We start from the raw sequence: 26947 nt of genomic DNA on the forward strand, positions 1-26947 counted from the left end.
GGAGTGGCGGCAGCACTGCGTGGTTGGAGCCGACGGAGACTACTGGGGGCCGCGGCCACGGGCGCCTTCGCCGCCCTCACCGCGGGCTGCGCGGTGCCCAGGGCGCCCCGCCCCTCCGAACCGGCGCGCTGGACCTTCCGGGACGACACCGGCAAGGTCGTCACGGCCCCGCGCCGCCCCCGCCGCATCGTCGCCTACTCGACCGCCGCGGCCACGCTCTGGGACTACGGCATCCACGCCGTCGGCGTCTACGGCGCGCTCCAGACCCGCGGCGGCGGCGCCGACCCCACCGTCCTGGGGGCCGTGGACCTGGGCCGGGTCGCCGTCCTGGGCCGCACCTGGGGCCAGATCAACCTGGAGGTCTTCGGCGGCCTGTCGCCCGATCTCGTCGTGGACCCCCTCCAGTTCGGCGGCCACCACATCGACGCCAACGCCCTCGGCGTCGTCGGCGAGCTCGCCCCCGTCGCGTCCGTCGAGATCTACTCCTCCGGCATCCGCACGTCCGTCCGGCGCTCCGCCGAGCTCGCCCGGGCGCTGGGCGCGGACGGATTCGACGGCCGGCGGCGGGAGTTCGAGGCCGCGCGCGCCCGCCTCGCGAAGGTCGCCGCCGCGCGCCGCGACGTCTCCGTCCTCTTCGCCTCCGCCGACCCCGACGGCCTGCGGATCGCCCGCCGCGGCTGGCCGGTCATCGGCGACCTGGAGTCCCTCGGCGTCTCCGCCCGCGTACCGGACCGGGGCGAGAGCGTCTTCATGGAGAAGGTCTCCTGGGAGAACGCCGACCGCCGCCCCGCCGACCTGATCCTCCTGGACGTCCGCACCAGCAGCCTCCAGCGCGACCAGCTCCGCGCCAACCGCGTCTGGCGCGCCCTGCCCGCCGTCCGCGCCGGCCAGACCGGCACCTGGAACCCCGAGCCCGTCCTCAGCTACCGCGCGATGACCGGCGTTTACGACGAGCTGGCCCGCACCCTCGCGGGCGCGCGGCCACTGGCGGCCTGACCCGCCCCGGCACACGCCGAGGGGCCCCTGCCGTACGGCAGAGGCCCCTCGTGAACCGTCGGGACGGCGGGATTTGAACCCACGACCCCTTGACCCCCAGTCAAGTGCGCTACCAAGCTGCGCCACGTCCCGGTTCGCCCGGCCCCTCCGGTTTTCGTCCCGGTGGGGCGTGCAGAAAGAAAATATCCTGTTCCGGGCCGTGATCCAAATCCGGGGTCAGCGGGAGGCGCCGAAGAGCCGGCGGAGGAGCGTCGCGCGGGGTGCGGCCGGGGACTCCACGGCCTGCTCCGGCAGGGACTCCGGGGGCGGCCCGCAGGGGCCCGCGTCGCGGGCGGCGAGGGCGGTCAGGGCCCGGACGCGCAGCTTCGGGTCGGGGTCGTCGACGAGGCGGCGCAGGCAGCGGAGCCGGATCTCCGGGCGGTGGGCCACCAGCAGACGGAAGGCGGAGACGCGGACGTGCCGGGGGCGGTCTGCCGCCAGCCGCCCGTCCAGCCACTCCTCGGGGAGGAGCCGGACGGCCACGGGCTCCAGCGCGGTGGTGGCCTCGCGGACCACGGAGGGGGACGGGTCGTCCAGCAGCGGGACGAAGCGCTCCGGCTCACCGGCGCCCAGTGTCCGCAGCGCGGCGACCGTACGGGCGCGTACGGCCGGGCGCGGGTGGTCCAGCAGCGGCCACAGCAGCGCGGCGTCCGCGCGCGTCCCGCTCTCGCCCAGGCCGGCGGGGGCGCCGGGGAGGACGTCGGGGGCGGCGCAGGCGGCCCGGTACAGCGGCAGCGGGTCGACGCCGTGCTGCCGGAGCACCCACCGGGCGCAGGCGCGGACCAGCCCGGAGCGGTCGGCCAGGAAGCGGGCCGCCTCGTCGGTGTCCCCGGTCCGGCGGAGCGCGGTCACCCCGGCGGCGCGGACTCCCGGGTGCCGGGAGCCGAGCAGGGGGCGCAGCAACTCGCCGTCCTGCACCCGGGCCAGTGCCGCGTCCGCGCAGAGGTCCTGGACGACGGGGTCGCGGTCGGTCGCGGCGATGCGCGCGAGGCGGGCGGGGGAGAGGTGGTCCCGCTCGATGGCGACCCGGTGGCCGAACCGGCGCGCGCCCCGGTCCGGGCCCGCCAGCAGCGCGTCGATCAGCTCGGGGGAGCGGACGGTCTCGGCGAGCAGGTCGCGGGCGTGGCCGCCGTGCTTGCGGCCCGCCGCGCGCAGGGCCACGGCCGCACCGAGCGCCACGCCTTCCGGCGCGGCCGCCGGCAGCGCCTCGGCCAGCACCGTGCGCGCCTGCTCGCGCACCGGCCTGGCCCAGTCGGCGCAGCGCAGGACGACGATCGGCAGGAGGGCGGCGGCGCCGGGGTGCCGGAGGGCGGTCTCGCGGACGTACCCGCTGGAGTGGCAGAGCGTGATCGCGAACGCCGCGTCGCCGGGCGCCGCTTCGCCCCGGTGCAGCCAGGCCGTGGGCAGTTCCTCCCCCATCAGGTGCGTCCGCACGCCGCAGTCGAGGGCGACCCACGCCGTCGGATCGGTGGTGTCGAACGGGAGGGCGGCTCCCGATCGAGCGGCGTTCAGGGTGGCACGGGCCAGGTGGTGCTCGCGGCGCATGAGGGTGTATGCCCGTTTCGGTCGGTTCGATCGTGTGTGGGGCGATCGTAGGGCCGGGGCGGGCGGGGAATCGAACGGGTTTTGATCAGCCCTTGCGCTGGAAGCTGTCGGTCGGCATGCCGACTTGCTGCCGTCGGCCGGGCAGAGGGTGACCGTCTCGCCGTACGTGTACTCGGCCCGTGTTGCGCAGGAGTCGCCCTTCGGCCGCGTGAGCAGGGTGAACTGGCCGCGGAACGGATCGATGATCAGGAAGAGGGGAACGCCGACGTGCGATGCCGGAGGTTTCTGCGGCGTTCTGGACGCGGCGGATGGTCCACGTGTGGACGGTGCTCCGCGGTGTCACGACGATCTGGTCCCCCACCACTTCGATCTTGAAGCCCTCGAACCCCGTGAACGCGCGTTCCGCGGCCTGCCGCGCGAAGTCGTCCTGCACGGTCATGTCGAAAACCTCCCCTGTCGGGCACCGGATGCTCGCGTCGTAGAGCGCCCCGCCGACATCCACTCCCGACGCGATTCACTCTCCCGAGTCATTGACGAATCATGCGGCGCACTGCATAGTTATACCCATCACCGCATGCAATGCACGTAAGGAGAACCCCGTGACCGAGCGCGTCGTACTCGCCTACTCGGGCGGCCTGGACACCTCCGTCGCCATCGGCTGGATCGCCGAGGAGACGGGCGCCGAGGTCATCGCCGTCGCCGTGGACGTCGGCCAGGGCGGCGAGGACCTGGACGTCATCCGCAAGCGCGCGCTCGCCTGCGGTGCGGTGGAGGCGGAGGTCGCCGACGCCAAGGACGAGTTCGCCGAGGAGTACTGCCTCCCGGCGATCAAGGCCAACGCCCTGTACATGGACCGGTACCCGCTGGTCTCGGCCCTCTCCCGGCCGGTCATCGTCAAGCACCTCGCCGCCGCCGCGCGCAAGCACGGCGCGACCACCGTGGCGCACGGCTGCACCGGCAAGGGCAACGACCAGGTGCGGTTCGAGGCGGGGATCGCCTCGCTCGCGCCGGAGCTCAAGTGCATCGCCCCCGTGCGGGACTACGCGATGACGCGGGACAAGGCCATCGCCTTCTGCGAGGCGAAGGGCCTGCCGATCGCCACCACCAAGAAGTCGCCGTACTCGATCGACCAGAACGTCTTCGGCCGCGCCGTCGAGACCGGCTTCCTGGAGGACATCTGGAACGCCCCGATCGAGGACGTCTACGACTACACGGCCGACCCGGCCACCCCCCGCGACCCCGACGAGGTGGTCGTCACCTTCGAGAAGGGCGTCCCCGTCGCGATCGACGGCCGGGCCGTCACCGTCCTCCAGGCGATCCAGCAGCTCAACGAGCGGGCCGGTGCCCAGGGCGTGGGCCGGATCGACATGGTCGAGGACCGGCTGGTGGGCATCAAGTCCCGCGAGGTGTACGAGGCGCCGGGCGCCATCGCGCTGATCACCGCCCACCAGGAGCTGGAGAACGTCACCGTCGAGCGCGAACTCGCGCGCTACAAGCGGCAGGTGGAGCAGCGCTGGGGCGAACTCGTCTACGACGGCCTGTGGTTCTCCCCGCTCAAGCGGGCGCTGGACGGCTTCGTCGCCGAGGCCAACGAGCACGTCAGCGGCGACATCCGCATGACCCTGCACGGTGGCCGGGCCGTCGTCACCGGCCGGAAGTCCGCCAGTTCGCTCTACGACTTCAACCTCGCCACCTATGACACGGGTGACTCGTTCGACCAGTCGGCGGCGAAGGGCTTCATCGACATCTTCAGCCTGTCGTCGAAGATCGCCGCCAAGCGGGACCTGGCCTGACGGATCGCCCGTAGCGGCACCCCACCCACAAGGAGCACGCAAGTGAGCAACGGCACCACCGACGACGTCCGGCTCTGGGGCGGCCGCTTCGCCGACGGCCCGGCCGAGGCGCTGGCCAGGCTGTCCGCGTCCGTCCACTTCGACTGGCGCCTGGCCCCCTACGACATCGCCGGCTCCCGCGCCCACGCCCGCGTGCTCCACACGGCGGACCTGCTGACCGCCGACGAGCTGGAGCGCATGCTCGACGGCCTCGACCGGCTGGAGAAGGACGTCGCGGACGGCACCTTCACCGGCACCGTCGCCGACGAGGACGTCCACACCGCCCTGGAACGCGGCCTGCTGGAGCGCCTCGGCCCCGAGCTCGGCGGCAAGCTGCGCGCCGGCCGCTCCCGCAACGACCAGGTGGCCACGCTCTTCCGGATGTACCTGCGCGACCACGCGCGGATCATCGGCGGGCTGCTCACCGACCTCCAGGAGGCGCTGGTCGGCCTCGCCGAGGCGCACGCCGACGTGGCGATGCCCGGCCGCACCCACCTCCAGCACGCCCAGCCGGTGCTCTTCGCGCACCACGTCCTCGCGCACGTCCAGGCGCTGTCGCGGGACGCGGAGCGGCTGCGGCAGTGGGACGAGCGGACGGCCGTCTCCCCGTACGGCTCGGGCGCCCTGGCCGGCAGCAGCCTCGGCCTCGACCCCGAGGCGGTCGCCGCCGACCTCGGCTTCGAGCGCGGCTCGGCGGCCAACTCCATCGACGGCACGGCCGCGCGGGACTTCGTGGCCGAGTTCGCCTTCATCACCGCGATGATCGGCGTCGACCTGTCGAGGATCGCCGAGGAAGTGATCATCTGGAACACGAAGGAGTTCTCCTTCGTGACCCTCCACGACGCCTTCTCCACCGGCTCGTCGATCATGCCGCAGAAGAAGAACCCCGACATCGCCGAGCTGGCGCGCGGCAAGTCCGGCCGGCTGATCGGCAACCTCACCGGGCTGCTGGCCACCCTCAAGGCCCTGCCGCTCGCCTACAACCGCGACCTCCAGGAGGACAAGGAGCCCGTCTTCGACTCCTGCGACCAGCTGGAGGTCCTGCTCCCGGCCTTCACCGGGATGATGGCGACCCTCACCGTCCACCGCGAGCGCATGGAGGAGCTGGCCCCGGCCGGGTTCTCGCTGGCCACGGACGTGGCCGAGTGGCTGGTGCGGCGCGGCGTGCCGTTCCGCGTCGCCCACGAGGTGGCGGGGGAGTGCGTCAAGGAGTGCGAGCGGCACGGCATCGAGCTCGACGAGCTCACCGACGCGCAGTTCGCCGCGATCTCCCCGCACCTGGCCCCCGAGGTGCGCGGCGTCCTGGACGTGCCCGGCGCGCTCGCCTCCCGCTGCGGCCGCGGCGGCACCGCCCCCTCGGCGGTCGCGGCGCAGCTCACGGAGGTCAAGGCGGACCTGGCCGTCCAGCGGGAGTGGGCCGGGGCGCGACGGGGCTGACGCGTACGTGACATGGATGCCCCGGATGAGACATCATCGTCTCATCCGGGTTATCGTCGTCTCATGAGCCTCGACCGTGAACATGTACTGAGGGCGGCCGCGGCCCTGCTCACCCGCAAGGCGACGGCTTCCATGGACGAGATCGCGAGGGCGGCCGGCGTCAGCCGTGCCACCCTCCACCGGCACTTCGCCGGCCGGGACGCCCTGGTGCGCGCCCTGGAGGACCACGGCATCGCCGAGTTCGGGCGGGCCCTGGACGAGGCGCGCACCGAGGAGGGCGACGCGGCCGAGGCCGTGCGCCGGCTGATCGCGTGCTCCGAGCCCGTCGCCGGCTTCCTCGCCTTCCTCTTCACCGAGAACCAGCTCTACGAGGCCGGCGTCAACGAGGGCTGGAACCGCCTGGACGTCCGCGTCCAGGCGCTCTTCCGGCGCGGCCAGGAGGAGGGCGTCTTCCGGCTCGACCTGACGCCCGCCTGGCTCACCGAGGCCCTCTACGGGCTGATCGGCGCCGGCGCCTGGGCCGTGCAGGACGGCCGGGTGGCCGCCAAGGACCACACCCGGATGGTGTCCGAGCTGCTGCTCGGCGGCGCGCAACGGAGGATGGAGCGGTGAGCAGCGAGACGATCGCACCGCGGCAGGGGGCCAAGGGCCCGGGCACGCCGGGACGGGGGCGCTGGCTGGCGCTGGCCGTCCTGGTGCTGGCCGTGCTGCTGGTGGCGGTGGACGCCACCGTCCTCGGCCTGGCGACGCCGTTCCTCAGCGAGGACCTGCGCCCGTCGGGCACCCAGCTGCTGTGGATCGGTGACGTCTACTCCTTCGTCATCGCCGGCCTGCTGGTCTCGATGGGCAGCCTGGGCGACCGCATCGGGCGCAAGAAGCTGCTGCTGAGCGGCGCGGTGGCGTTCGGCGCGGTGTCGGTGCTCAACGCCTACGCCACCAGCCCGGAGATGATGATCGCGGCCCGGGCACTGCTGGGCGTGGCGGGCGCGACGCTGATGCCCTCGACGCTGGCGCTGATCCGCAACCTCTTCCACGACCCGCGCGAGCGCAGCCTCGCCATCGGCATCTGGGGTGCCATGGCGTCGGCGGGCGCGGCGGTGGGCCCGGTGGTGGGCGGGTTCCTGCTGGAGAACTTCTGGTGGGGCTCGGTCTTCCTGATCAACCTGCCGGTGATGGCCGTCCTGGTGCTGGTGGGCGCCAGGCTGCTGCCCGAGTCGCGCGACCCGGCGCCCGGCCCCTGGGACCTGCTGAGCGTCGCGCTGTCGATGGCCGGCATCGTGGCCGTCGTCTACGCGATCAAGGAGGGCGCGACGACGGGCGCCGGCCCGGACGTGGGCATCGCGGCGGCCATCGGTGTGGTGGCCCTCTTCTGGTTCGTCCGGCGCCAGCTGCGGCTGCCCGCGCCGCTGCTGAACATGCGGCTGTTCCGCAACCGGGGCTTCTCGGGGGCGGTGCTGGCCGATCTGCTGACCGTCCTGGGCCTGTCGGGGCTGGTCTTCTTCCTCTCCCAGTTCCTCCAACTGGTGCAGGACCGCACCCCGTTGGAGGCGGGGCTGGCCGAACTGCCCGCCGCCATCGGCGCGGTCACGGCCGGACTGCTCGCCGGACAGGCCGCCCGCCGCTGGTCGGTGCGGGGCGTGGTGGCCGGCGGGCTCGGGGCGATCGGCACCGCGCTGGCCGTCCTCGGCTGGCTCTCCACCGGCACGGCCTACCCGCTGCTGGGCGCGGTGCTGCTGGTCGTCGGCGTGGGCGCGGGCTTCTCCTTCACCGTCACGGCCGACGTCATCCTCTCCAGTGTGCCCAAGGAGCAGGCGGGCGCCGCCTCGGCGGTCTCCGAGACGGCGTACGAACTGGGGGCCGCGCTCGGCATCGCGCTCCTCGGCTCGATCGTCACCGGCGTCTACCGCGGCTTCGCGGTGCCGGCGGGCGTCCCGCCGGAGCAGGCGTCCGCGGCCCACGAGTCGCTGGGCGGCGCGGTCAAGGCGGCCGTGACGCTGCCGGCCGACACGGGCGCGACCCTGCTCTCCTCGGCGCAGCACGCCTTCGTGGACGGGCTGCGGATCGCCGCCGGGGTGGGCGCGGCGGTGCTGCTGAGCACGGCGGTGGCGGCGTGGTTCCTGCTGCGCGGACAGCGGCTGGAGGAGGGCGCGGCCGACCGCGCACCCGACGCCGGCGAGCAGTGAGCGGCGCGGGGCTCACATGAGCTAACCCCTCAGGGGCCGGGGCGGCAAGCCCCGGCCCCTGTGATGTTTCCCGGAAGGCCGTGCCCTTGACGGCATCCTTATGCGGACGCAAATATCGCGACTGCCGGTCGGTAATGCCGAACACGGTTCGAATTCCTCGTGCGGAAGGAACCCCCCATGCGTCTGCGCGCCAGAGTCAGGCTGCTGCTCGCCGCCGCGGCCACCGCCGCCCTCACCTTCACCGGCATGTCGGCGGCACCGGCGTCCGCCTCGATCCTCGACATCCCGCCGAAGGGCGCCAACGACTGGTCCTGCAAGCCGGATTCGGCCCACCCCGAGCCGGTCGTCCTGGTCAACGGCACCTTCAAGCTGATGGCCGAGAACTGGGCCAAGCTCTCCCCGAAGCTGAAGGAGAAGGGGTACTGCGTCTTCGCCTTCAACTACGGGCACATGGAGACGGACCCCGTCCCGCAGTCGGCGGCCGAACTGCGCGACTTCGTCGAGGCGGTGCGCGGCGCGACCGGCGCGGCCAAGGTCGACATCGTCGGCCACAGCCAGGGCGGCATGATGCCCCGCTACTACGTCAAGTTCCTCGGCGGCGCCGACAAGGTGGACGACCTCATCGGCATCGTCCCCTCCAACCACGGCACCAAGAACCCCCTCGCGATCCCGGCCGGTTACACCTTCTGCCCGTCCTGCCTGGACCAGCGGGCCGGTTCCGACCTGCTGAAGAAGCTCAACGAGGGCGAGGAGACCCCGGCCGGCCCCGACTACACCGTCGTCACGACCCGGCACGACGAGGTCGTCATCCCCTACACCAGCGCCCTGCTGTCCGGCCCGAAGGAGCGCCTGACCAACGTCGTGCTCCAGGACAAGTGCCCGCTCGACCCGTTCATGCACGACCAGGCCACCAAGGACCCGGTCGTCCACCAGTGGGTGCTGAACGCCCTGGCGCGCAAGGGCCCCGCCGACCCGGGCTTCCAGCCGCGGTGCCTCGGCGGGGCGTGACGGGCGGAACGCCGGGTCAGGCGGCCTTCGAGGCGCGCGCCTTGGTGGCGTACACGTCCACGTACTCCTGGCCCGACAGCCGCATCACGTGGCTCATCACCTCGTCGGTGACGGCGCGCAGGACGTAGCGGTCGCGGTCCATCCCCTCGTAGCGGGAGAAGTCCAGCCGCTCGCCGAAGCGCACCGTCACCGGCGCGACGCGGGGCAGGCCCTTGCCGCTCGGCTGCACCTTGTCGGTGCCGACCATGCCGAACGGGACGACCGGCGCGCCGGTCATCAGGGCGAGCCGGGCGACGCCGGTGCGGCCGCGGTAGAGGCGGCCGTCGGGGGAGCGGGTGCCCTCCGGGTAGATCGCGAAGATGTTGCCCTCGTCCAGCACCCGGCGGCCCGTCATCAGGGCCGCGACACCGCCGTGACCGCCGTCCCGGTCCACCGGGATCATCCCCGACGCGCCGAAGAACCACGCCATGAGGCGGCCCTTGAGACCCCTGCCCGTCACGTACTCGTCCTTGCCGATGAAGAACACCTGGCGCTTGACCACGAGCGCGAGGAAGAGCGAGTCGATGAACGTGACGTGGTTCCCGGCGAGGATGACGGGCCCGCTGCCGGGGATGCGCTCCATGCCCTCGACCGTGGGGCGGTACAGGACACGCATGAGCAGTCCGAGGAACGCCTTGAGCAGGATGCGGGACAACGGATCCTCCGGGTCGGTGTCAGGGTCGGGCCGGCGGCCGCTCGGGCCGGTGGCGGTCAGGACGATACTCGCGGGTACGAGAGCCTCGCACATCGGGTTAACCGAGTCGATACGCAGTGTTGACGTGAGTTTTCACTCCGTTTCGGCGCAGGTCTTCTGTACGAAAGACGGACGCCCCTACGATCTGCGCGTCCGAACAGGAGCCGGACGGACCGGTTCCGGATATTGAGGAGCACATCACATGCAGCAGGAGCAGCGGCCGGGCAGGCGGAAGGTCCTGGGGGCCGCGGCGGCCCTCGGCGCGGGAGCCGTCGCCCTCGGCGGCGGCGCCGGCACCGCGGCGGCGGCCCCCGCGGCCCCCGCCGCCGCGCGCGGACGCGGACACGGCGGTCACTTCCGCGACCTGCCGGTGCCCACCGTCGTCGGACACCGCGGCGCCAGCGGCTACCGCCCCGAACACACCCTCGGCTCCTACCAGTTCGCCCTCGACAACGGCGCGGACGTCATCGAGCAGGACGTCGTCCCCACCAAGGACGGCCACCTCGTCTGCCGCCACGAGAACGACATCACCGGCACCACCGACGTCGCCTCCCGCCCCGAGTTCGCCTCCCGCAGGACCACCAAGACGGTGGACGGCGAGGCCCACACCGGCTGGTTCACCGAGGACTTCACCCTCGCCGAGCTGAAGACCCTGCGCGCCAAGGAGCGCCTGCCGCAGGTCCGCCAGCACAACACCCTGTACGACGGCCGCTGGTCCGTGCCCACCTTCGAGGAGGTCCTCAAGTGGGCGGACGAGCAGGGCCGCAAGCGCGGACGGCGGATCTGGCTGCACGTCGAGACCAAGCACCCCACCTACTTCCGCAAGCTGGGCCTCGGCCTGGAGGAGCGGCTCGCCAAGCTGCTGCGCCGCTACGGGCGGGCCGGCCGCGACGGACACACCTTCCTCCAGTCCTTCGAGCCGAGCAGCCTCCAGCGGCTGGGCCGCCTCGGCGTCGCCGGGCCCAAGATCCTGCTCCTGGACGATCTGCCCGTCCGCCCCTGGGACTTCGTCGAGGCCAAGGACCCGCGCACCGTCCGCGACCTCATCACCCCCAAGGGCCTCGCCTGGATCGCCGGCTTCGCCGACGGCATCGGCCCCTGGCTCGACACGATCATCCCCCGGGACAAGGACGGCCGGCTCACCAAGCCCACCTCGCTGGTGCGCGACGCCCACGCCGCCGGGCTGATCCTGCACCCCTACACCATGCGCAACGAGAACAACTTCCTGCCCGCCGACTTCCGGCGCGGCACCGACCCGGCCGCGTACGGCGACGCGTTCGCCGCCTTCACGACCTACTTCGCCACCGGGATCGACGGCATCTTCTCGGACAACTGCGACACCGCGGTGCTGGCCAGGGACGCGTTCCGCGCGGGACGCAAGGGCTGACGAGTCAGCCCGCGCCGGGTGCCGACACGGAAGGGTGATGCCCCTCCGCGTCGGCAACCGGCGGATCACAGGCCCTCGTCCCGCCGGACATGACACCGAACGACCTCCTCACCTCGCTGCGCCCGCTGCTGGCCGCGGAGTGCGCCGCGGAGGCGCCGGCCGCCGGCGTGGACCCGGCCGACCTCGAACAGGCCGTCTGGGTCCGGCTGCTGAGCGAGGGCCGCGCCACCGCCCCGGTGGAGCGGGACCGGGGGCGGCGGCTGCGCGCCGCGGTGCGGGCCGAGGCCCGCGCCGCGCGCCGGCACACCCGGCGCGAGGTGCCCTACGACCCGGTCGCCGACGAGCCGGCCGATCCGCTGGACTCCGGGGTCGAACGGGCCGTGCTGGCCGCCGAGTCGGGCCGCGAACTGCGCGCCGCGGTGCGGCGGCTGCCCGGCCGCTGCCCCGGCCTGATGCGGGCCCTGCTGTCGTCCGGCGACCCGACGTACCGGGAAATCGCAGGGGAGTTGGGTATCTCACAAGGATCTCTGGGGCCCATCCGTTCCCGTTGCCTGGGATGCCTGCGCAGAATGCTCACGGCGGCGATTGCGGCTCCTGACCCCGGGGGAAAGGAGCGGTAGGCCCGTCGGGCCGGTTGGGCCGTTGGGTCGGTTGGCAACAGGCGCCACGGAAGGCGACCAGGGGAGGCATGCGCACATGGGCATGAGCGTGACCATCGCGACGGCGGGCGAGGACGACGCCGAACAGATCCTCAAGCTCCAGTACCTCTGCTACCAGGGGGAGGCGGAGCTCTACGGCGACTACTCCATCGCGCCGCTGACCCAGCCCCTGGCCGCGCTCCGGGCCGAACTGGCCGACGGCTGCGCGCTGGTGGCCCGGCTCGGGGACGAGGTCGTCGGCTCCGTCCGTGCCTCCGTCGACGCGTCCGGCGTCGCCGTCCTCGCCGCGCTCATCGTGCATCCGCGGATGCGGCGCCACGGCCTGGGCGGGCGCCTGCTCGCCGCCCTCGAGGAGCGCCTCGCGGCCGACCACGCGGCGCGGCGCTTCCGCGTCTCGGTCGGACGCCGCAGCGAGGTCGCCCTGCGCCTGTGCGCGGGCCGCGGCTACGCCCCTCTCGCGGGCGCGTCCGCCGCCCAGATCACCCTGGAGAAGCCCGCCCCGCTCCCGGCCTGCGCGACGACGGCCTGACGGCCGGGGGTTGTGCCCCGGACCGCCCTCCGGACGACATCTCGCGGCGGAGCCGCGCGAGAAACGGTGAAAGGGGGGTGCCCCTCTGGGGAAGGGTCCGGGGGGCACAACCCCCGGCGCGCCCTACCGCGCCCCCGCCCTCCGCAACCACACCATCGCCGTCACCGGCAGGATCACGGGAATGAACAGATACCCCATCCCGTAGTCCGACCACACGGTCGCGTCGGGGAACGCGGCCCGGTCCACAAGCGTCCACGTACCCACGGTCACCACCCCGGCCAACTCCAGCACGCAGCACACCAGCGCCGCCCGCCGAGCCGTCTCCCCACCCCGCACCAGCGAGTACGTGATGAAGGCGTAGACGACGGCGGCGACCGCCGACAGCACGTACGCCAGCGGCGCGTGCCCGAAGTGCAGGGCCATCTGCACGATCGACCGCGACGCCGCGGCCACCGTGAACACCCCGTACACCCACACCAGCAGCCGCCCCGGCCCCCGCCCCAGACCACTCCGCACCGACTCCGTCACGGTCACCCTCCCCAGATGTCGTAGAGCCGCACCTGCAGCACCCCGAGGACGACCGCCCCGGCCGCGACCGTGGCCGAACCCCAGCGGGTCCGCTCGGTCAGCGACACGAAGCCGGCGCCGGGGATGCAGGCCGCCGCCCCCAGCAGGTAGGCGACGAAGATGGCCGTGCCCTTGGCCGGCCGCTCGCCACGGCTCAGCTGGACGACACCGATGACGAGCTGCACGAGGGCGAGTACGGTGACGACGGCCATGCCGATGAAGTGCCAGTCCTTGGTGGACTGGTCGCGGTAGAAGGCGTGGCCGCACCAGACGGCGAGCGCGAGGGCGGCCAGACCGACCACGAGCGTCAGGACGTCGATCACCACGCCCCCCGGACACCGAGGGCGGCACGCGCGGACAAGACAGGCATGCGAAGACTCTAGACCGCCCCTCCGACACCCCCGCGCCCGGCCCGCGGCGTCCACATTCCAGCCACCGATGTCCAACATTCGGACAACCTTTACTCATTCGCTCACGCGTCTGTTTTACTTGCCCGCATGACCACGACGAGCATCCGCATCCTTGCGACCGAGGCGATGACCACGCCCGGTGCTCGTTGCATGTGTCGAATGTGTGACCGCTGAGGGCCCCCGTTCTGAGCCTCGCGCCCCGAAGCGAGACCCGAAGAGCCCGCGTCCGACGAAGGACGGCGCGCTCTCCACCCCTCCGCGACACCGGAACCCCCGAGCCGCGCCGCGACCGGCGCCCGCCGGGGCTCCCCCTGCCGCGTTTCCGCAATGAATTCCCGTGCGCCGGCACCCCACTGCCGCGCACTCGACAGTGACGGAATCCCCTGTGATCACCACAAAGGGCCTGACAAAGGTCTACCGCTCACGCGGCCGCGAGGTCACCGCCCTCGACGGCGTCGATCTGCACGTACGCGAAGGCGAGGTGTACGGCGTCGTCGGACAGAGCGGCGCCGGCAAATCGACCCTCATCCGCTGCGTGAACCTCCTGGAGCGCCCCACCTCCGGCACGGTCACCATCGCCGGCCAGGACCTCACGGCGCTCGCCGGACGCGGACCGCGCGCCGGCGCCGAACTCCGCCGGGCACGCAGCCGCATCGGCATGATCTTCCAGCACTTCAACCTGCTGTCCTCGCGGACCGTCCAGGACAACGTCGAACTGCCGCTGGAGATCCTCGGCGTCTCCGGCAAGGAACGTTCCCGCAAGGCGCGGGAGCTCCTCGACCTCGTCGGCCTCGCCGACAAGGCCACCGCCTACCCGGGCCAGCTCTCCGGCGGCCAGAAGCAGCGCGTCGGCATCGCCCGCGCCCTGGCCGGCGACCCCAAGGTGCTGCTCTCCGACGAGTCGACCTCCGCGCTCGACCCGGAGACCACCCGCTCGATCCTCCAGCTGCTGCGCGACCTCAACCGGCAGCTCGGCCTGACCGTCCTCCTCATCACGCACCAGATGGAGGTCGTCAAGACCATCTGCGACTCCGCGGCCCTGATGAAGGGCGGCCGCGTCGTCGAGTCCGGCACCGTCGCCGAGCTCCTCGCCCAGCCCGGCTCCGAGCTGGCCGCCGAACTCTTCCCCGTCGGCGGCGAGCCCTCCGGCCCCGACCGCACCGTCGTGGACGTCACCTTCCACGGCGACGCGGCCACCCAGCCGGTCATCTCGCAGCTGTCGCGCACGTACAACATCGACATCTCGATCCTGGGCGCCGCCATGGACACCGTCGCCGGCCGCCAGGTCGGCCGGATGCGCATCGAGCTGCCCGGCCGCTTCGAGGAGAACGTCGTCCCCATCGGCTTCCTGCGCGAGCAGGGCCTCCAGGTCGAGGTGGCGCCCGTGCACACCGGCGAGGCGGCCACCGCCGACGCCCTCCTGAAGGAAGGTGCCCAGTGAGCTGGAACGAGATGCAGCCCCTGCTGCGCGACGGCTGTCTCGACACCCTCTTCATGGTGTGGTGGTCGGCCGTGTGGACCGTCGTCGGCGGCCTGCCGCTCGGCGTCCTGCTCTACCTCACCGACCGCGGCGGCCTGCTGCGCAACATCGTCGTCAACAAGGTCGTCGGCACCGTCGTCAACATCGCCCGGTCCGTACCCTTCATCATCCTGATCGTCTGGCTGATCCCCTTCAGCCGCCTGGTCATCGGCACCTCCATCGGCCCCAGCGCCGCCGTGGTCGCCCTGACCGTCGGCGCGATCCCGTTCTTCGCCCGCCTGGTGGAGACCTCCCTGCGCGAGGTCGACCACGGGCTGATCGAGGCCGTGCAGGCGATGGGCGGCGGCACCTGGACCGTGATCTTCAAGGTGCTGCTCCCGCAGGCCCTGGCCTCCCTGGTCGCCGGCCTCACCACCACCGTCATCGCCCTCATCGGCTACTCCGCGATGGCCGGCGCCGTCGGCGGCGGCGGACTCGGCCAGGTCGCCATCAACTACGGCTACCAGCGCCAGGAGCACGGGCTGATGAACATCACCATCGTGCTGCTCGTCGTCATCGTCTCCGTCGTCCAGATCGCCGGCGACCTGACCGTACGCCGCCTCGCCCGCCGCACCGGCCGCCAGGCCGCGCCCGTCGGACTGCGGCGCCTGCGCCCCGCGAAGCCGGCCGCCGTGCCCGCGCAGCGGAGCGCCGACGAGCCGAAGGCGGCCGTCGAAACCCCCTGAACCCGCCGGGGCCCATGAGGTCCCGAGGAAACACCACGAGCCCGGACCCTTTGCCGGGTGGCAACACCTCGTGAGAACAAGAAAGGCACTCTTCGTGCGTACCACCGTCAAGCTCTCCGCCGCCCTCGCGGCCGCCGCCGCGCTCACCCTCGGCCTGAGCGCCTGCAGCGCCCCCTCCGACTCCTCCGCGTCCTCCACCACGAAGGGCAAGGACGCCGACCCCTCCGCCAAGCTCGTCATCGCGGCCAGCCCCACCCCGCACGCCCAGATCCTCAACTTCGTCCGCGACCAGCTCGCGGCGAAGAACGGCCTGAAGCTGGAGGTGAAGGTGCTCGACGACTACAACGTGCCCAACACCGCCACCCAGAGCGGCGAGGTCGACGGCAACTTCTTCCAGCACAAGCCGTACCTCGACGAGTTCAACAAGAAGAACAAGACCGACATCGTCCCGGTCGTCAACGTCGAGATCGAGCCGCTCGGCCTGTACTCGAAGAAGGTCACGAAGATCTCTGACCTCGGCGAGGGCTCCACGATCGCTGTGCCCAACGACGTCACCAACGAGGGCCGTGCCCTCAAGCTGCTCGCCGACAACAAGATCATCGAGCTCAAGGACGGCGTCGGCTCGTCCGCCACGCTGAAGGACGTCAAGGACGCCAAGGGCGTGAAGTTCACGGAGCTGGAGCCGGCCCAGATCCCCCCGCGCCTCGGTGACGTGGATGCCGCGATCATCAACGGCAACTACGCCATCGGCGCCAAGCTCAACCCCGCCAAGGACTCCCTCGCCCTGGAGAAGGCCGAGGGCAACCCCTACGCCAACTTCCTCGCCGTGAAGAAGGGCAACGAGCAGGACCCGCGCATCGTCAAGCTCGCCAAGCTCCTCAACTCCGACGAGGTCAAGAAGTTCATCGAGGAGAAGTTCAGCAACGGCGCCGTCATCCCGGCGTTCGGTGCCGTCAAGAGCTGACACCTTGTAACCTCAGCCGTCTCGGCGGCCGCAGGCCCCGCACTCGCCACGCGCGGTGCGGGGCCGCCGCGCTCAGACATCCATCAGTTCATACGGCATGCTGGGTGCCCGAGACGGATCCGAGCCCACCCCGCCCCCGGCGTTGGAGCAGCGCATGACTTCCACCTTTCCGGACATTTCCATCAGTACGGACCGGCTGGTGCTGCGCCCGTTCGACGCGACGGACGTCCCCGCGCTCACGGAGATGATGAACGACGAACTCATCACCGCCTGGACGTCCGCCCCCCACCCCTTCACCACCGCCGACGCCCGCGACTGGGCCCTGCGCGCCGCCCCCGCGGAGCGCCTCTCGGGACGCGGAATCGTCTTTGCGGTCACCGAGTTCCTCACCCACCGCCTCGTCGGCACCGTCCGCCTCCACAACACCGACTGGCGCACCCTCTCCACCGAGGTCGCCTACCTCACCGCCCCCTGGGCCCGCGGCGAGGGCTACGCCTGCGAATCCGTCCTGGCCGTCGCCCGCTGGCTGTTCCGCGACCAGAAGTTCGAACGCCTCGAACTGCGCACCGCCGCCGACAACACCGCCTCCCAGCAGGTCGCCCAGAAGATCGGCTGCATCAGCGAGGGGGTCCTGCGCAACGCCTGGATAGCCCGCAGCCGTACGGAGGACGGCGGCTGGACGGACATCCGCAGCGACCTCATCGTCTGGAGCCTCCTCCCCGAGGACCTCGACGAGGTGCGCGCCCCGCGGACCGACGGCAGCGGCTACGCCGCCGCGTTCCCCGGCTGGCGCTGACCACCCTCCGCGCGCCCGTGCGCCCCGCGGCCGGACGGTGGTCCGGACCTGCCGGGGTACGCTCACCATGCCCGCCGACCGGAGGGCACCACGGAGCCGGGGCACGCCCGCCCCGGGGCAGCCGGCAGACAAGCCCCTGAGAGACACCCAGGAGACAGACGACGATGGCCGACCGGGTCACGGTGATCGGATGGGACGGCTCACCGCTGACGGACGCGGCCCGCTCCGCCGTGGGCGCCGCCACCCTCGTCGCCGGAGCCGCGCACCACCTGGCACTGCCCGAGATCCCGCCCGCCGCCGAACGCATCCGGCTCGGCAGCGTCGACCTCGCCGCCCGCCGCATCGCGCGGCACCGCGGCACCGCCGTCGTCCTCGCCGACGGCGACCCCGGCTTCTTCGGCGTCGTCCGCACCCTGCGCGCCCCCGAACACGGCCTGGAGGTAGAGGTGGTGCCCGCCGTCTCCTCCGTCGCCACCGCCTTCGCCCGCGCCGGCATGCCCTGGGACGACGCCCAGGTCGTCGTCGCCCACAGCCGCGACCTGCGCCGCGCCGTCAACGTCTGCCGCGCCCACCCCAAGGTCTGCGTCCTCACCTCGCCCGGCGCCGGCCCCGCCGAACTGGCCCTGCTGCTCGGCCCCGTGCACCGCACCTTCGTCATCTGCGAGCAGCTCGGCACCGCCCGCGAACGCGTCACCGTGCTGACCTCCGACAAGGTCGCCGACCACACCTGGAACGACCCCAACGTCGTCATCGTCATCGGCGGCACCAGCCTGGACGACACGGCCGCCGTGCCCGGCCAGCGCACCGGCGGCTGGATCGCCGGCCGCGACCCCGGCCGCCTCCCCGGCCCGCGCGGCTGGGCCCTGCCCGCCGCCGCCTACGGCAGCGCCCCCGGCGAGGGCGAGGGCACCGAGCTGCGCGCCGCCCAACTCGCCCGCCTCGGGCCCCGCGTCGGCGACCTCGTCTGGGACATCGGTTCCGGCAGCGGAGCCGCCGCGGTCGAGGCCGCCCGCTTCGGCGCGGCCGTCATCGCCGTCGACCGCGACGCGGACGCCTGTGCGCGCGCCACCGCCGTCGCCCGCCACTACGGCGTCCAGCTCCAGGTCGTCCACGGCACCGCCCCCATCGTCCTGGAGGACCTCCCGCAGCCCGACGTCGTCCGCGTCGGCGGCGGCGGTGCCCCCGTCGTCGCCGCCTGCGCCGACCGCCGGCCCGAGGCGATCGTCGCGCACGCCGCCACCCGGGACGAGGCCGAGGCCGTCGGCCGCGTCCTCGCCGAGCGCGGATACGCCGTCGAATGCGCCCTGATCCAGGCCGTCGAACTCGACACCGCGGCCTGGGCGGAGCGCGAACGGTCCGTCGCCTTCCTGCTGAGCGGCCGCCGGCCGCAGCCCTGACCCGCGCCTCCGACCCGCACCCGTGATCCCGGCCGGCCGGGCGGACGGTAGGCTGGCGGATCGTTGTGCGGCGGCCCGGTGTCGGACACCACAGGCACCAATGTCCCGGACGCGCCACCTTTTTGGCGGCGCGCACGGCAGGGTGGCACCGGGACGGTACGCCAACGTGCCGCGAGACATGGACGCTCGTTCTTTTCTATGGGCGTGAGCGGTTGGAAGGAGCACTACCGATGGGCGAGGGGTACGCATGACCGACACCGGCCGGTTCCCGGGTGAGGGACAGCCGGAGAACGCAGGCGCACAACCCGGGCACCCGCTCACCGCGGACGCCGCGGCTCCTGCCGACACCGGAGTTCCGACGGTCCCGACCGTCCCGCCGCCGCCGGCGGCACCGATGACGGGGCCCTCCACCTACGCCTTCCTCGCCGACGGGGACGGCACCGACGAGGACGACCTGCTGCTGATGCCGGGCGCCCAGGGCGCCTGGATGGAGCAGCCCGCCGCGCAGAGCGGCACCCACGAGACGGGCGGCCGGGACACCGGCGCGGCCGTCTTCGAGGAGGTCCGCACCCCGCCGCCGGCCGCGCCCGTCGCGCCCCGCCGGCCCCTCCACATGGGTCCGCCCGACCCGTCCTCCAGCGGCCTCGTGCGCTCGCTCGCCGACCGCGGCCCGGCCGCGCCGCAGCAGCCCGTGGGCTCCCAGGTCCCGCAGCCGCCGACGGCCGTCCCCGGCCCCGAGTACCTCGACGCGCCGCGCGCCGAGGAGGCGCCGCGCCCCGAGACGCCGACGGACCGGCCGGGCATATGGGACGCCCAGCCGGAGACCCCCGCCGCGCCCGCGGAGGCGCCGGCCGCCGAGCCCGTCGTGGCGTTCGTCCCGCCGCAGAGCACCGGCACGCCGCCGGCCGCGACGGCCCCGGCCGACGGCGCGTCAGCCGGTACGGCGGAGGCCCCGGCCGGCGGCCCGTCGGACACGCCGCCCGCCGCCGAACCGGCGCCCGCCGTGCCGGCCCAGCTCGCCCCCCTGGACGTCGCCGCCCCGGAGGCCCCCGCCGCGCCGCAGCCGGAGACGGTGCCGCCGGCGCGTACGCCCGCGCCCGAGGAGACGCCGGCGCCCGCCGCGGTGGAGCCGGTGGCACCGGTTCCGGCGGAGGCGGCTGCCGCTGTGGCCGAGGCGGCCGTCGCCCCGGCTCCGGAGCAGGCCGCTCCGGCGGCTCCCGTCGCGGCGGGGCCTGCTGAGCCTGCTGAGCCTGCCGCCCCGGATGCTCCCGGGGCCGGGGTTCCGGCCGCTGAGGCGGTAGTTGAGCCCGCGGCGGAGGCCGGGGGAGAGGCCGGGACCGGGAGTGCGGTACCCGCGGCACCGACGGCGGCCGCGCAGGCCGCGCCGGTCGCGGCCGTCCCTGCCCCCGCCGACCCCGCCGCTGCTGTGGCCGTTGAGGCCGCCGAGGTTGCCGAGGCAGCCGTCCCGGTCGTGGCGGAGCCCCCGGCTCCGGTCGTGGCCGAGGCCGCCGTGGCCGAGCCGGTCGCCCCGGCGCCGGTGGCACAGCCCGAGGCTGCGCCCACGGCGGTGGACGCGCAGCCGTCGGCGGCGCCCGTGGACGCGCCCGTGGCTCAGGACGCGGTGGCCCCTGCTGCCGTGACCCTTGAGGCCGTTGCCCCTGAGGCCGCTGCCCCCGAGGCGGTCGCTCCCGCGCAGGCCGCCGCCGCCCCGGAGGCCGCCACTCAGACGGAGGCTGTGGTTCCGCCCGCCGAGGCCGCCGCGCCCGCCGTGGCCCAGTCGGCACCCGCCGCCGCCCCCACCGCACCCGCCCAACCCGCCCCGGCCGCGGCGCCGGCTGACGCGGTGGCAGCCGCGGACGCCGCACCGTCCGCCCCGGTGGCCGAGGCACCGGCCCCCGCGCCGGAGGCCCAGGCGGCCGCCGGCGTCGAGACCGAGACCGAGGCCACCCCTGCCGTGGAGACCCCCGTCGCCGCCGACGCGGCGCCCGCCGCCGGGCAGCAGGAGCAGTCCGTCCAGGCGCCGGCGCCGACACCGGCCCCGCAGCCGCAGGACCGGGCTCCCGAGCCGCCGGCGGTCGCGCCCGGGGCCCCCGTCGTCGAACCGGCGCCCCAGCAGGCCCCGGTGGTCGAGGCGGCGCCCGTGACGGAGGCACAGCCGCAGGCTCCGGCGCCCGCCGCGCCGGAGCAGCCGACGGCCGCGCAGCCCGCCCCGGAAACCCCCGTGGTTCCTGAGGCGCCCGAGGCCCCCGTGGCCCCGGAGACCGCCGCCGCGCCCGCCGCGGAGGCGGCCCCGCACCTCACCCTCGTCGAGGACGAGCCCCCGGCCGCCGAGCCGGAGGCCCCGGCCGAGCCCGTCGCCCCCCTGGGCCCGCCCGCCGACGGTTACGCGGCCGCCGAGCGGGAGGCCGTGCACCGGGTCATGCGCGAACGCCGCGACATCCGCAACGGCTTCCGCCCGGACCCCATCCCGCACGACGTCCTGCTGCGCGTCCTGGAGGCCGCGCACACGGCGCCGAGCGTCGGGCACTCCCAGCCCTGGGACTTCGTCGTCATCCGCTCCGCCGAGACGCGGCGGACGATGCACGAACTGGCCGAGCGTCAGCGCATCGCGTACGCGGACTCGCTGCCGAAGGGCCGGGCCAAGCAGTTCAAGGAAATGAAGATCGAGGCCATCCTCGACACGCCCGTCAACATCGTCGTCACCGCCGACCCCACGCGCGGCGGCCGGCACACGCTCGGCCGGCACACCCAGCCGCAGATGGCGCCGTACTCGTCGGCCCTCGCCGTCGAGAACCTGTGGCTCGCCGCCCGCGCCGAGGGCCTCGGCGTCGGCTGGGTCAGCTTCTTCGACGAGCGCGAGATGGTGCGTGAACTCGGCCTGCCCGAGCACCTGGACGTCGTCGCCTACCTGTGCATCGGGTACGTGGACGAGTTCCCGGACGAGCCGGAGCTGATGCAGGCCGGCTGGTCCAAGCGCCGTCCGCTGTCGTGGGTGGTCCACGAGGAGACGTACGGGCGTCGCGCGCTGCCGGGCGAGGACCCGCACGACCTCCTCGCCGAGACGCTGCGCGGCATCCGCCCGCTGGACGCCAAGGCGCTCGGCGAGGCGTGGGAGCGGCAGAAGCGGATGACCAAGCCGTCGGGCGCGCTGGGCATGCTGGAGATCATCTCCGCCCAGCTGTGCGGCCTGTCGCGCAAGTGCCCGCCGCCGATCCCCGAGCCGGCCGCCGTCGCGATCTTCGCGGGTGACCACGGGGTGCACGCCCAGGGCGTCACCGCGTGGCCCCAGGAGGTCACGTCGCAGATGGTCGCCAACTTCCTGGGCGGCGGGGCGGTGTGCAACGCGTTCGCCAACCAGGTCGGCGCGGAGGTCTGCGTCGTGGACGTGGGCGTGGCCGGCGACCTGCCGACGCGTCCCGGTCTGCTGCCGCGCAAGGTCCGCCCGGGCACGGGCGACTTCACGACCGGCCCCGCGATGACCCGCGAGGAGGCGCTGCGCGCCGTCGAGGTGGGCATCGAGACGGTCCGCGACCTCGTGACCGCCGGCAACAGGGCGCTGCTGACGGGTGAGATGGGCATCGCCAACACCACGGTGTCGGCCGCTCTCGTCTCCGTCTACACGGGCGCGGACCCGGCCGAGGTCACCGGGCGGGGCACGGGCATCAACGACGAGATGCACGCGCGGAAGGTCGACGTGGTGCGGCGGGCGCTGGAGCTGCACCGCCCGGACCCCGAGGACCCGATCGGCGTCCTCGCCGCCGTCGGCGGGCTCGAACACGCCGCGCTCGTCGGGCTGATCCTGGGCGGCGCGTCGTTGCGCACGCCGGTGATCCTGGACGGCGTGAGCGCCGGGGCCGCGGCTCTGGTGGCCCGCGCCATCGCCCCGGAGGCCCTGGCGGCGTGCATCGCCGGCCACCGCAGTGCCGAGCCCGGCCATGTCGCCGCCCTGACCAAGCTGGGCCTCCGCCCGCTCGTGGACCTCGACCTGCGCCTCGGCGAGGGCACCGGCGCGCTGCTCGCCCTGCCGGTCGTCCAGAGCGCGGCCCGGGCCATGCACGAGGTCGCCACGTTCGACACCGCGGGCGTCGCAGAGAAGGGCTAGCGTTCCCCCGGCCCCGGGCGCCGGCTGGGGATCGCCCCCCCCGGCGCCCGGCCGCCTCCGTGCGCCCCCGACTTCTCGCCCCCGCCCCGCCCTTTCACCGTTTCCCCGGGGCAAGCCCCGGCACCCCGCGCCCACGCTCCGGCGCGGGGCTGGGCGGGCTGCGCCGCGCGGGCCCGGCGGGGCTGCGCCCCTGCACTCGGTGTGGGGCGCCCGCTGCCCCCCGCTACGGGGCGCACACCTGCCTTCCGGGCAGTGGCTGCCCGCACTTCGGCAAGCCTTCGCCCTCCCGCGCTTGAACTGCCCACCCTGGCGTGCAATCCAGCCCGTCCGGCGTTTGAGGACAGCGCCCGGAGGGCGCCTCACACCGCGCACCCTTCGCACGCCGTGCGGCCCAACCGCCCGGCAGCGCCCGCGGCGCCCACCGCCCGGCAGCGCCCGCGGCGCCCACCGCCCGGCAGCGCCCGCGCCCCCGCCCGCAGCGCAATCCCCCACGACACCCGCGCCCCACGCTCACCCCCCGCGCCCCTAAGCACGGCCCAAGCACCCCCCCAAGGAGGCGCCCCGCCCCCAAGGAGGCGCCCCGCCCCCAAGGAGGCGCCCCGCCCCCAAGGCGCGCCCCCGCCCCCCGGCCGCGCCGGGTTGCGAAGGGGCGCGAGCCCCTGCGGAAACGGTGAAAGGGCGGGGCGGGGGCACAATCCCCCTACCCCCCACCGGGCACGTAGGGTATGACCAACCCCCTGACCAGCAAGGAGAAGCCGCATCCATGGCCGAGCCCCAAGCCCTCGCCGCCTACCCCGTCGGACTGCGGCTCGCCGGCCGCCGCGTCGTCGTCCTCGGCGGCGGCCAGGTCGCCCAGCGCCGCCTCCCGGCGCTGCTCGCCGCCGGTGCCGACGTCGTCCTCGTCTCGCCCTCCGCCACGCCCTCCGTCGAGGCGATGGCCGAGGCCGGCGAACTGCGCTGGGAGCGCCGCCCCTACCGCCAGGGCGACCTGGAGGGCGCCTGGTACGCCCTGATCTCGACCGACGACCCGGAGGCGAACCGCATCGCCTCCGCCGAGGCGGAGTCCCGCCGTGTCTGGGCGGTCCGCAGCGACGACGCCGAGGCCGCGACCGCGTGGACCCCGGCCACCGGCCGCAGCGAGGGCGTGACGGTCGCCGTGCTCACCGGCCAGGACCCGCGCCGCTCCGCCGCCGTGCGCGACGCGGTCGTCGAGGGCCTGCGCGACGGCACGATCGCCGCCCCGCACCACCGCGACCCCGCCGTGCGCCCCGGCAGCGTCGCCCTCGTCGGCGGCGGCCCCGGCGACCCCGACCTGATCACCGTGCGCGGCCGCAGGCTCCTCGCCGAGGCCGACGTCGTCGTCGCCGACCGGCTCGGCCCGCGCGACCTGCTCGACGAACTCCCGCCGCACGTCGAGGTCATCGACGCGGCGAAGATCCCGTACGGCCGCTTCATGGCCCAGGAGGCGATCAACGCGGCGCTGATCGAGCACGCCAAGGCCGGCAAGGCCGTGGTCCGCCTCAAGGGCGGCGACCCGTTCGTCTTCGGCCGCGGCAAGGAGGAGGCCGAGGCGCTCGCCGAGCACGGCATCCCCGTCACCGTCGTCCCCGGCGTCTCCAGCTCCATCAGCGTCCCGGCCGTCGCCGGAATCCCCGTCACCCACCGCGGCGTCGCCCACGAGTTCACCGTCCTCAGCGGCCACGTCGCCCCCGACGACCCCCGCTCCCTGGTCGACTGGGAGGCCGTCGCCCGGCTCCGCGGCACCCTCGTGCTGCTCATGGCCGTGGAGAAGATCGGCGCGATCGCCGAGGCCCTGATCCGCCACGGTCGCGACGCCGGCACCCCCGTCGCCGTGATCCAGGAAGGCACGACCGCGACCCAGCGCCGCACGGACGCCACCCTCGCGACGGTGGGGGAGCGGATACGGGAGGAGGGCATACGCCCGCCCGCCGTCATCGTCGTCGGCGACGTCGTGACCGTCGGCCGCTGACCCCACACCCCACCCCACGAGCAAGGCAGTTCACCCCATGGCCCCCCTGGCTGAGACGATCACCATCGACGACCCCGACGACCCGCGGCTGACCGACTACACCGGCCTGACCGACGTCGAGCTGCGCCGCCGCCGCGAGCCCGCCGAGGGGCTGTTCATCGCCGAGGGCGAGAAGGTGATCCGCCGCGCTCTGCAGGCCGGTTACACGATGCGCTCGATGCTGCTCACCCCCAAGTGGGCCGATGTCATGCGCGACGTCATCGACACCTCCGAGGCGCCCGTCTACGTCGTCAGCCCCGAGCTCGCCGAGCGGGTGACGGGCTATCACGTGCACCGCGGCGCCCTCGCCTCCCTGCACCGCTCCCCGCTGCCCGACGCCGCCGGCCTGCTGCGCACCGCGCGCCGCGTAGCGATCATGGAATCGGTGAACGACCACACCAACATCGGCGCCATCTTCCGCAGCGCCGCCGCTCTGGGCATGGACGCCGTCCTGCTCTCCCCGGACTGCGCCGACCCGCTGTACCGCCGCTCGGTGAAGGTGTCCATGGGCGCCGTCTTCTCCGTCCCCTACGCCCGCCTGGAGAGCTGGCCGCAGGACCTGGAGACGCTCCGGGCCGCGGGCTTCCGGGTGCTGGCCCTGACCCCGGACGAGAAGGCCGTCCCCCTGGACGAGGCCGCTCCGCACCGCATGGAACGCGTCGCGCTGATGCTCGGCGCGGAGGGCACCGGGCTGTCCGCCAAGGCCCTGCGGGCGGCGGACGAATGGGTGCGCATCCCCATGGCCCACGGCGTGGACTCGCTCAACGTCGGCGCGGCGGCCGCCGTCGCGTTCTACGCGGTGGCGTCGGGACGTCCGCAGGGCTGAGGCGCCGCCGCGGCGGCCGCGGCACAGGCCCGCGGCGTCCCCTCGGACTTCTTGGGTCCGTCGCAGCCCTGCGCCGCCGCGATGCCCAGTGCCACCAGCAGCGTCACCACGACGAAGACGATGAGCCGCTGGCGCAGCAGCCGGGGGTCGGGGCGCCGCACGCCGGTGCCCTGCCCGGGCCGGGTCCCCGGCCGTGCCGGGCCCCGCGCGGAACGCTTCCGCGCGACGGGCCGCTTGGGCCCCGCCGGGCGCGGCGGCGCGGGCTGACGGGCCGTCGGCGCCGTCCCGGCGGCGGGACGCGGCTCGGTGGACTGCTGCGCGTACTCCGCGGGACGGCGGGAGGGGGGCCGCTCCGGCTCGCGGCGCGGCGGCACCCGGCGGACGGCACCGTCCGTCCCGTGCGCCTCGCGCGCCGCGATCTCCTTGAGCCGCAGCGAGAGCTGGAGCGTGCTGGGCCGCTCCTCCGGGTCCTTGGCCAGACAGGCCAGGATCAGCGGGGCGAGCGCGTCCGGAACGCCCGTCAGCTGCGGCTCCTCGTGCACCACCCGGTAGAGCATGATCTCCGAACTGCCCTGCCCGAAGGGGGAGTCCGCGGTACAGGCGTACGAGAGGGTCGCGCCCAGCGAGAAGACGTCCGTCGCGGGCGTCACGGCCGCGCCCCGCACCTGCTCCGGCGCGAGGAACCCCGGCGAGCCGACGGCCGTGCCGACGTGCGTGAGGGTGCTCGCCCCGGTCGCCCAGGCGATGCCGAAGTCGATGATCCGCGGGCCCTTGGGGGAGAGCAGGATGTTCGAGGGCTTCAGGTCGCGGTGGACCACCCCCGCGTCGTGCACCGCCAGCAGCCCCTCGGCCAACGCCGCCCCGATGGAGGCGGTCTGAGCGGCCGACAGGGGGCCCTCCTCGGTCACCTTGTCGTGCAGGGACGGCCCGGGGACGTACTGCGTCGCGAACCACGGCCGCTCGGCCTCCAGGTCCGCGGCCACCAGCCGGGCCGTACAGCCGCCGCGGATGCGCCGGGCCGCCGACACCTCGCGGGCGAAGCGCGAGCGGAACTCCTCGTCCTCGGCGAGGTCCGGCCGGATCACCTTCAGCGCCACCCGCTGGCCGCGCTTGTCCGACCCGAGGTACACCACGCCCATGCCACCCGCGCCCAGCCGGCGGTGGAGCCGGAACGAGCCGACGACACGCGGGTCCTCGCGCCGGAGCCGCATCATCGTCATCTTCATCCCCGCTGCCGGTCCTGCTGACGAGCCACAGCTTACGGATAGACGGGCGGCCGCGCTGCGAGGCCGCGCATGCGTCG

23 protein-coding genes and 1 tRNA gene are annotated in these 26947 nt (G+C 74.1%); 17 read left to right on the top strand and 7 right to left on the bottom strand.

The genetic code is table 11. The features are described from left to right. Positions 1 to 3 precede the first annotated feature (3 nt). On the top strand, positions 4 to 996 hold the full coding sequence (locus AC230_RS23610; RefSeq protein WP_049718343.1) for an ABC transporter substrate-binding protein: 993 nt from the start codon (positions 4 to 6) through the stop codon (positions 994 to 996). 58 nt (positions 997 to 1054) lie between these two features. Here the strand turns inward: AC230_RS23610 and AC230_RS23615 are convergent. The 3 genes from AC230_RS23615 to AC230_RS32740 form a co-directional block, all read right to left on the bottom strand. After that, positions 1055 to 1128, bottom strand: a tRNA-Pro gene (locus AC230_RS23615). 84 nt (positions 1129 to 1212) lie between these two features. Then, positions 1213 to 2580 (bottom strand): hypothetical protein, encoded by a 1368-nt coding sequence (locus tag AC230_RS23620; RefSeq protein WP_053161361.1) that lies wholly within the window; start codon positions 2578 to 2580, stop codon positions 1213 to 1215. 85 nt (positions 2581 to 2665) lie between these two features. Beyond that, positions 2666 to 3019 (bottom strand): hypothetical protein, encoded by a 354-nt coding sequence (locus AC230_RS32740; protein WP_157868648.1) that lies wholly within the window; start codon positions 3017 to 3019, stop codon positions 2666 to 2668. Between the two features lie 160 nt (positions 3020 to 3179). Between AC230_RS32740 and AC230_RS23630 the strand changes: the two genes are divergently transcribed. The 5 genes from AC230_RS23630 (at position 3180) to AC230_RS23650 (ending at position 9040) form a co-directional block, all read left to right on the top strand. After that, on the top strand, positions 3180 to 4373 hold the full coding sequence (locus AC230_RS23630; protein ID WP_049718345.1) for an argininosuccinate synthase: 1194 nt from the start codon (positions 3180 to 3182) through the stop codon (positions 4371 to 4373). A 42-nt stretch (positions 4374 to 4415) separates the two neighbouring features. Continuing rightward, the gene (argH, locus tag AC230_RS23635) at positions 4416 to 5849 is read left to right on the top strand and encodes an argininosuccinate lyase (protein ID WP_049718346.1); all 1434 of its coding nucleotides are present in this window, start codon (positions 4416 to 4418) and stop codon (positions 5847 to 5849) included. Positions 5850 to 5912: 63 nt separating this feature from the next. After that, positions 5913 to 6461, top strand: a complete 549-nt coding sequence (locus tag AC230_RS23640; protein WP_049718347.1) for a TetR/AcrR family transcriptional regulator — start codon at positions 5913 to 5915, stop codon at positions 6459 to 6461. After that, positions 6458 to 8032 (top strand): MFS transporter, encoded by a 1575-nt coding sequence (locus tag AC230_RS23645; protein ID WP_049718348.1) that lies wholly within the window; start codon positions 6458 to 6460, stop codon positions 8030 to 8032. The genes AC230_RS23640 and AC230_RS23645 overlap by 4 nt, the downstream gene beginning before the upstream one ends. Before the next feature lie 177 nt (positions 8033 to 8209). Next, positions 8210 to 9040: an alpha/beta fold hydrolase gene (locus AC230_RS23650; protein ID WP_049718349.1), complete on the top strand. Its 831-nt coding sequence runs from the start codon at positions 8210 to 8212 to the stop codon at positions 9038 to 9040. A gap of 16 nt (positions 9041 to 9056) precedes the next feature. Here AC230_RS23650 and AC230_RS23655 read toward each other — a convergent pair whose 3' ends face one another. Continuing rightward, positions 9057 to 9734, bottom strand: coding sequence for a lysophospholipid acyltransferase family protein (locus tag AC230_RS23655; protein WP_049718858.1), 678 nt, complete (start codon positions 9732 to 9734; stop codon positions 9057 to 9059). Positions 9735 to 9975: 241 nt separating this feature from the next. Here AC230_RS23655 and AC230_RS23660 point away from each other — a divergent pair, with 241 nt between their 5' ends. The 3 genes from AC230_RS23660 (at position 9976) to AC230_RS23670 (ending at position 12348) form a co-directional block, all read left to right on the top strand. Beyond that, a complete protein-coding gene (locus AC230_RS23660) occupies positions 9976 to 11160 on the top strand; it encodes a glycerophosphodiester phosphodiesterase (protein WP_049718350.1) in 1185 nt (394 codons plus the stop codon). Between the two features lie 89 nt (positions 11161 to 11249). Next, complete coding sequence (locus AC230_RS23665) at positions 11250 to 11780, top strand: RNA polymerase sigma factor (RefSeq protein ID WP_049718351.1); 531 nt, start codon at positions 11250 to 11252, stop codon at positions 11778 to 11780. 76 nt (positions 11781 to 11856) lie between these two features. Continuing rightward, complete coding sequence (locus tag AC230_RS23670) at positions 11857 to 12348, top strand: GNAT family N-acetyltransferase (RefSeq protein ID WP_049718352.1); 492 nt, start codon at positions 11857 to 11859, stop codon at positions 12346 to 12348. A gap of 123 nt (positions 12349 to 12471) precedes the next feature. Here AC230_RS23670 and AC230_RS23675 read toward each other — a convergent pair whose 3' ends face one another. Beyond that, positions 12472 to 12876: a hypothetical protein gene (locus AC230_RS23675; RefSeq protein ID WP_241833355.1), complete on the bottom strand. Its 405-nt coding sequence runs from the start codon at positions 12874 to 12876 to the stop codon at positions 12472 to 12474. 2 nt (positions 12877 to 12878) lie between these two features. Further along, entirely contained in the window at positions 12879 to 13238 is a 360-nt protein-coding gene (locus AC230_RS23680; RefSeq protein ID WP_049718860.1) for a hypothetical protein, read from the bottom strand. 472 nt (positions 13239 to 13710) lie between these two features. Between AC230_RS23680 and AC230_RS23685 the strand changes: the two genes are divergently transcribed. From AC230_RS23685 to AC230_RS23720, 8 genes are all read left to right on the top strand, one after another. Then, positions 13711 to 14766 (top strand): methionine ABC transporter ATP-binding protein, encoded by a 1056-nt coding sequence (locus tag AC230_RS23685; protein WP_049718353.1) that lies wholly within the window; start codon positions 13711 to 13713, stop codon positions 14764 to 14766. Next, positions 14763 to 15530, top strand: a complete 768-nt coding sequence (locus tag AC230_RS23690) for a methionine ABC transporter permease (RefSeq protein ID WP_049718354.1) — start codon at positions 14763 to 14765, stop codon at positions 15528 to 15530. The genes AC230_RS23685 and AC230_RS23690 overlap by 4 nt, the downstream gene beginning before the upstream one ends. 94 nt (positions 15531 to 15624) lie before the next feature. Further along, the gene (locus tag AC230_RS23695) at positions 15625 to 16494 is read left to right on the top strand and encodes a MetQ/NlpA family ABC transporter substrate-binding protein (protein WP_049718355.1); all 870 of its coding nucleotides are present in this window, start codon (positions 15625 to 15627) and stop codon (positions 16492 to 16494) included. Between the two features lie 154 nt (positions 16495 to 16648). Continuing rightward, positions 16649 to 17290 carry a GNAT family N-acetyltransferase gene (locus AC230_RS23700; RefSeq protein WP_049718356.1) on the top strand — a complete coding sequence of 214 codons (642 nt, stop codon included), beginning with the start codon at positions 16649 to 16651 and terminating at the stop codon, positions 17288 to 17290. Between the two features lie 164 nt (positions 17291 to 17454). After that, entirely contained in the window at positions 17455 to 18687 is a 1233-nt protein-coding gene (gene cbiE / locus AC230_RS23705; protein WP_049718357.1) for a precorrin-6y C5,15-methyltransferase (decarboxylating) subunit CbiE, read from the top strand. Positions 18688 to 18934: 247 nt separating this feature from the next. Beyond that, positions 18935 to 22789 (top strand): nicotinate-nucleotide--dimethylbenzimidazole phosphoribosyltransferase, encoded by a 3855-nt coding sequence (gene cobT / locus AC230_RS23710; RefSeq protein WP_049718358.1) that lies wholly within the window; start codon positions 18935 to 18937, stop codon positions 22787 to 22789. Between the two features lie 763 nt (positions 22790 to 23552). Beyond that, the gene (gene cobA / locus AC230_RS23715; protein WP_049718359.1) at positions 23553 to 24779 is read left to right on the top strand and encodes a uroporphyrinogen-III C-methyltransferase; all 1227 of its coding nucleotides are present in this window, start codon (positions 23553 to 23555) and stop codon (positions 24777 to 24779) included. Positions 24780 to 24825: 46 nt separating this feature from the next. Next, complete coding sequence (locus tag AC230_RS23720; RefSeq protein ID WP_049718861.1) at positions 24826 to 25644, top strand: TrmH family RNA methyltransferase; 819 nt, start codon at positions 24826 to 24828, stop codon at positions 25642 to 25644. On the opposite strand, the gene AC230_RS23725 is transcribed toward AC230_RS23720, so the two are convergent. Next, positions 25611 to 26864 (bottom strand): serine/threonine-protein kinase, encoded by a 1254-nt coding sequence (locus tag AC230_RS23725; protein WP_049718862.1) that lies wholly within the window; start codon positions 26862 to 26864, stop codon positions 25611 to 25613. The genes AC230_RS23720 and AC230_RS23725 overlap by 34 nt on opposite strands. Positions 26865 to 26947: the final 83 nt, after the last annotated feature.

Source organism: Streptomyces caatingaensis (genome assembly GCF_001187435.1).
Classification (GTDB): Bacteria; Actinomycetota; Actinomycetes; order Streptomycetales; family Streptomycetaceae; genus Streptomyces; species Streptomyces caatingaensis.

Coding starts and splice junctions, on each gene's coding strand:
- AC230_RS23620 (WP_053161361.1), bottom strand. CDS start 2,580: ATGCGCCGCGAGCACCACCTGGCCCGTGCCACCCTGAACGCCGCTCGA.
- AC230_RS32740 (WP_157868648.1), bottom strand. CDS start 3,019: ATGACCGTGCAGGACGACTTCGCGCGGCAGGCCGCGGAACGCGCGTTC.
- AC230_RS23640 (WP_049718347.1), top strand. CDS start 5,913: ATGAGCCTCGACCGTGAACATGTACTGAGGGCGGCCGCGGCCCTGCTC.
- AC230_RS23650 (WP_049718349.1), top strand. CDS start 8,210: ATGCGTCTGCGCGCCAGAGTCAGGCTGCTGCTCGCCGCCGCGGCCACC.
- AC230_RS23660 (WP_049718350.1), top strand. CDS start 9,976: ATGCAGCAGGAGCAGCGGCCGGGCAGGCGGAAGGTCCTGGGGGCCGCG.
- AC230_RS23665 (WP_049718351.1), top strand. CDS start 11,250: ATGACACCGAACGACCTCCTCACCTCGCTGCGCCCGCTGCTGGCCGCG.
- AC230_RS23670 (WP_049718352.1), top strand. CDS start 11,857: ATGGGCATGAGCGTGACCATCGCGACGGCGGGCGAGGACGACGCCGAA.
- AC230_RS23700 (WP_049718356.1), top strand. CDS start 16,649: ATGACTTCCACCTTTCCGGACATTTCCATCAGTACGGACCGGCTGGTG.
- cbiE (WP_049718357.1), top strand. CDS start 17,455: ATGGCCGACCGGGTCACGGTGATCGGATGGGACGGCTCACCGCTGACG.
- cobT (WP_049718358.1), top strand. CDS start 18,935: ATGACCGACACCGGCCGGTTCCCGGGTGAGGGACAGCCGGAGAACGCA.
- cobA (WP_049718359.1), top strand. CDS start 23,553: ATGGCCGAGCCCCAAGCCCTCGCCGCCTACCCCGTCGGACTGCGGCTC.
- AC230_RS23725 (WP_049718862.1), bottom strand. CDS start 26,864: ATGACGATGATGCGGCTCCGGCGCGAGGACCCGCGTGTCGTCGGCTCG.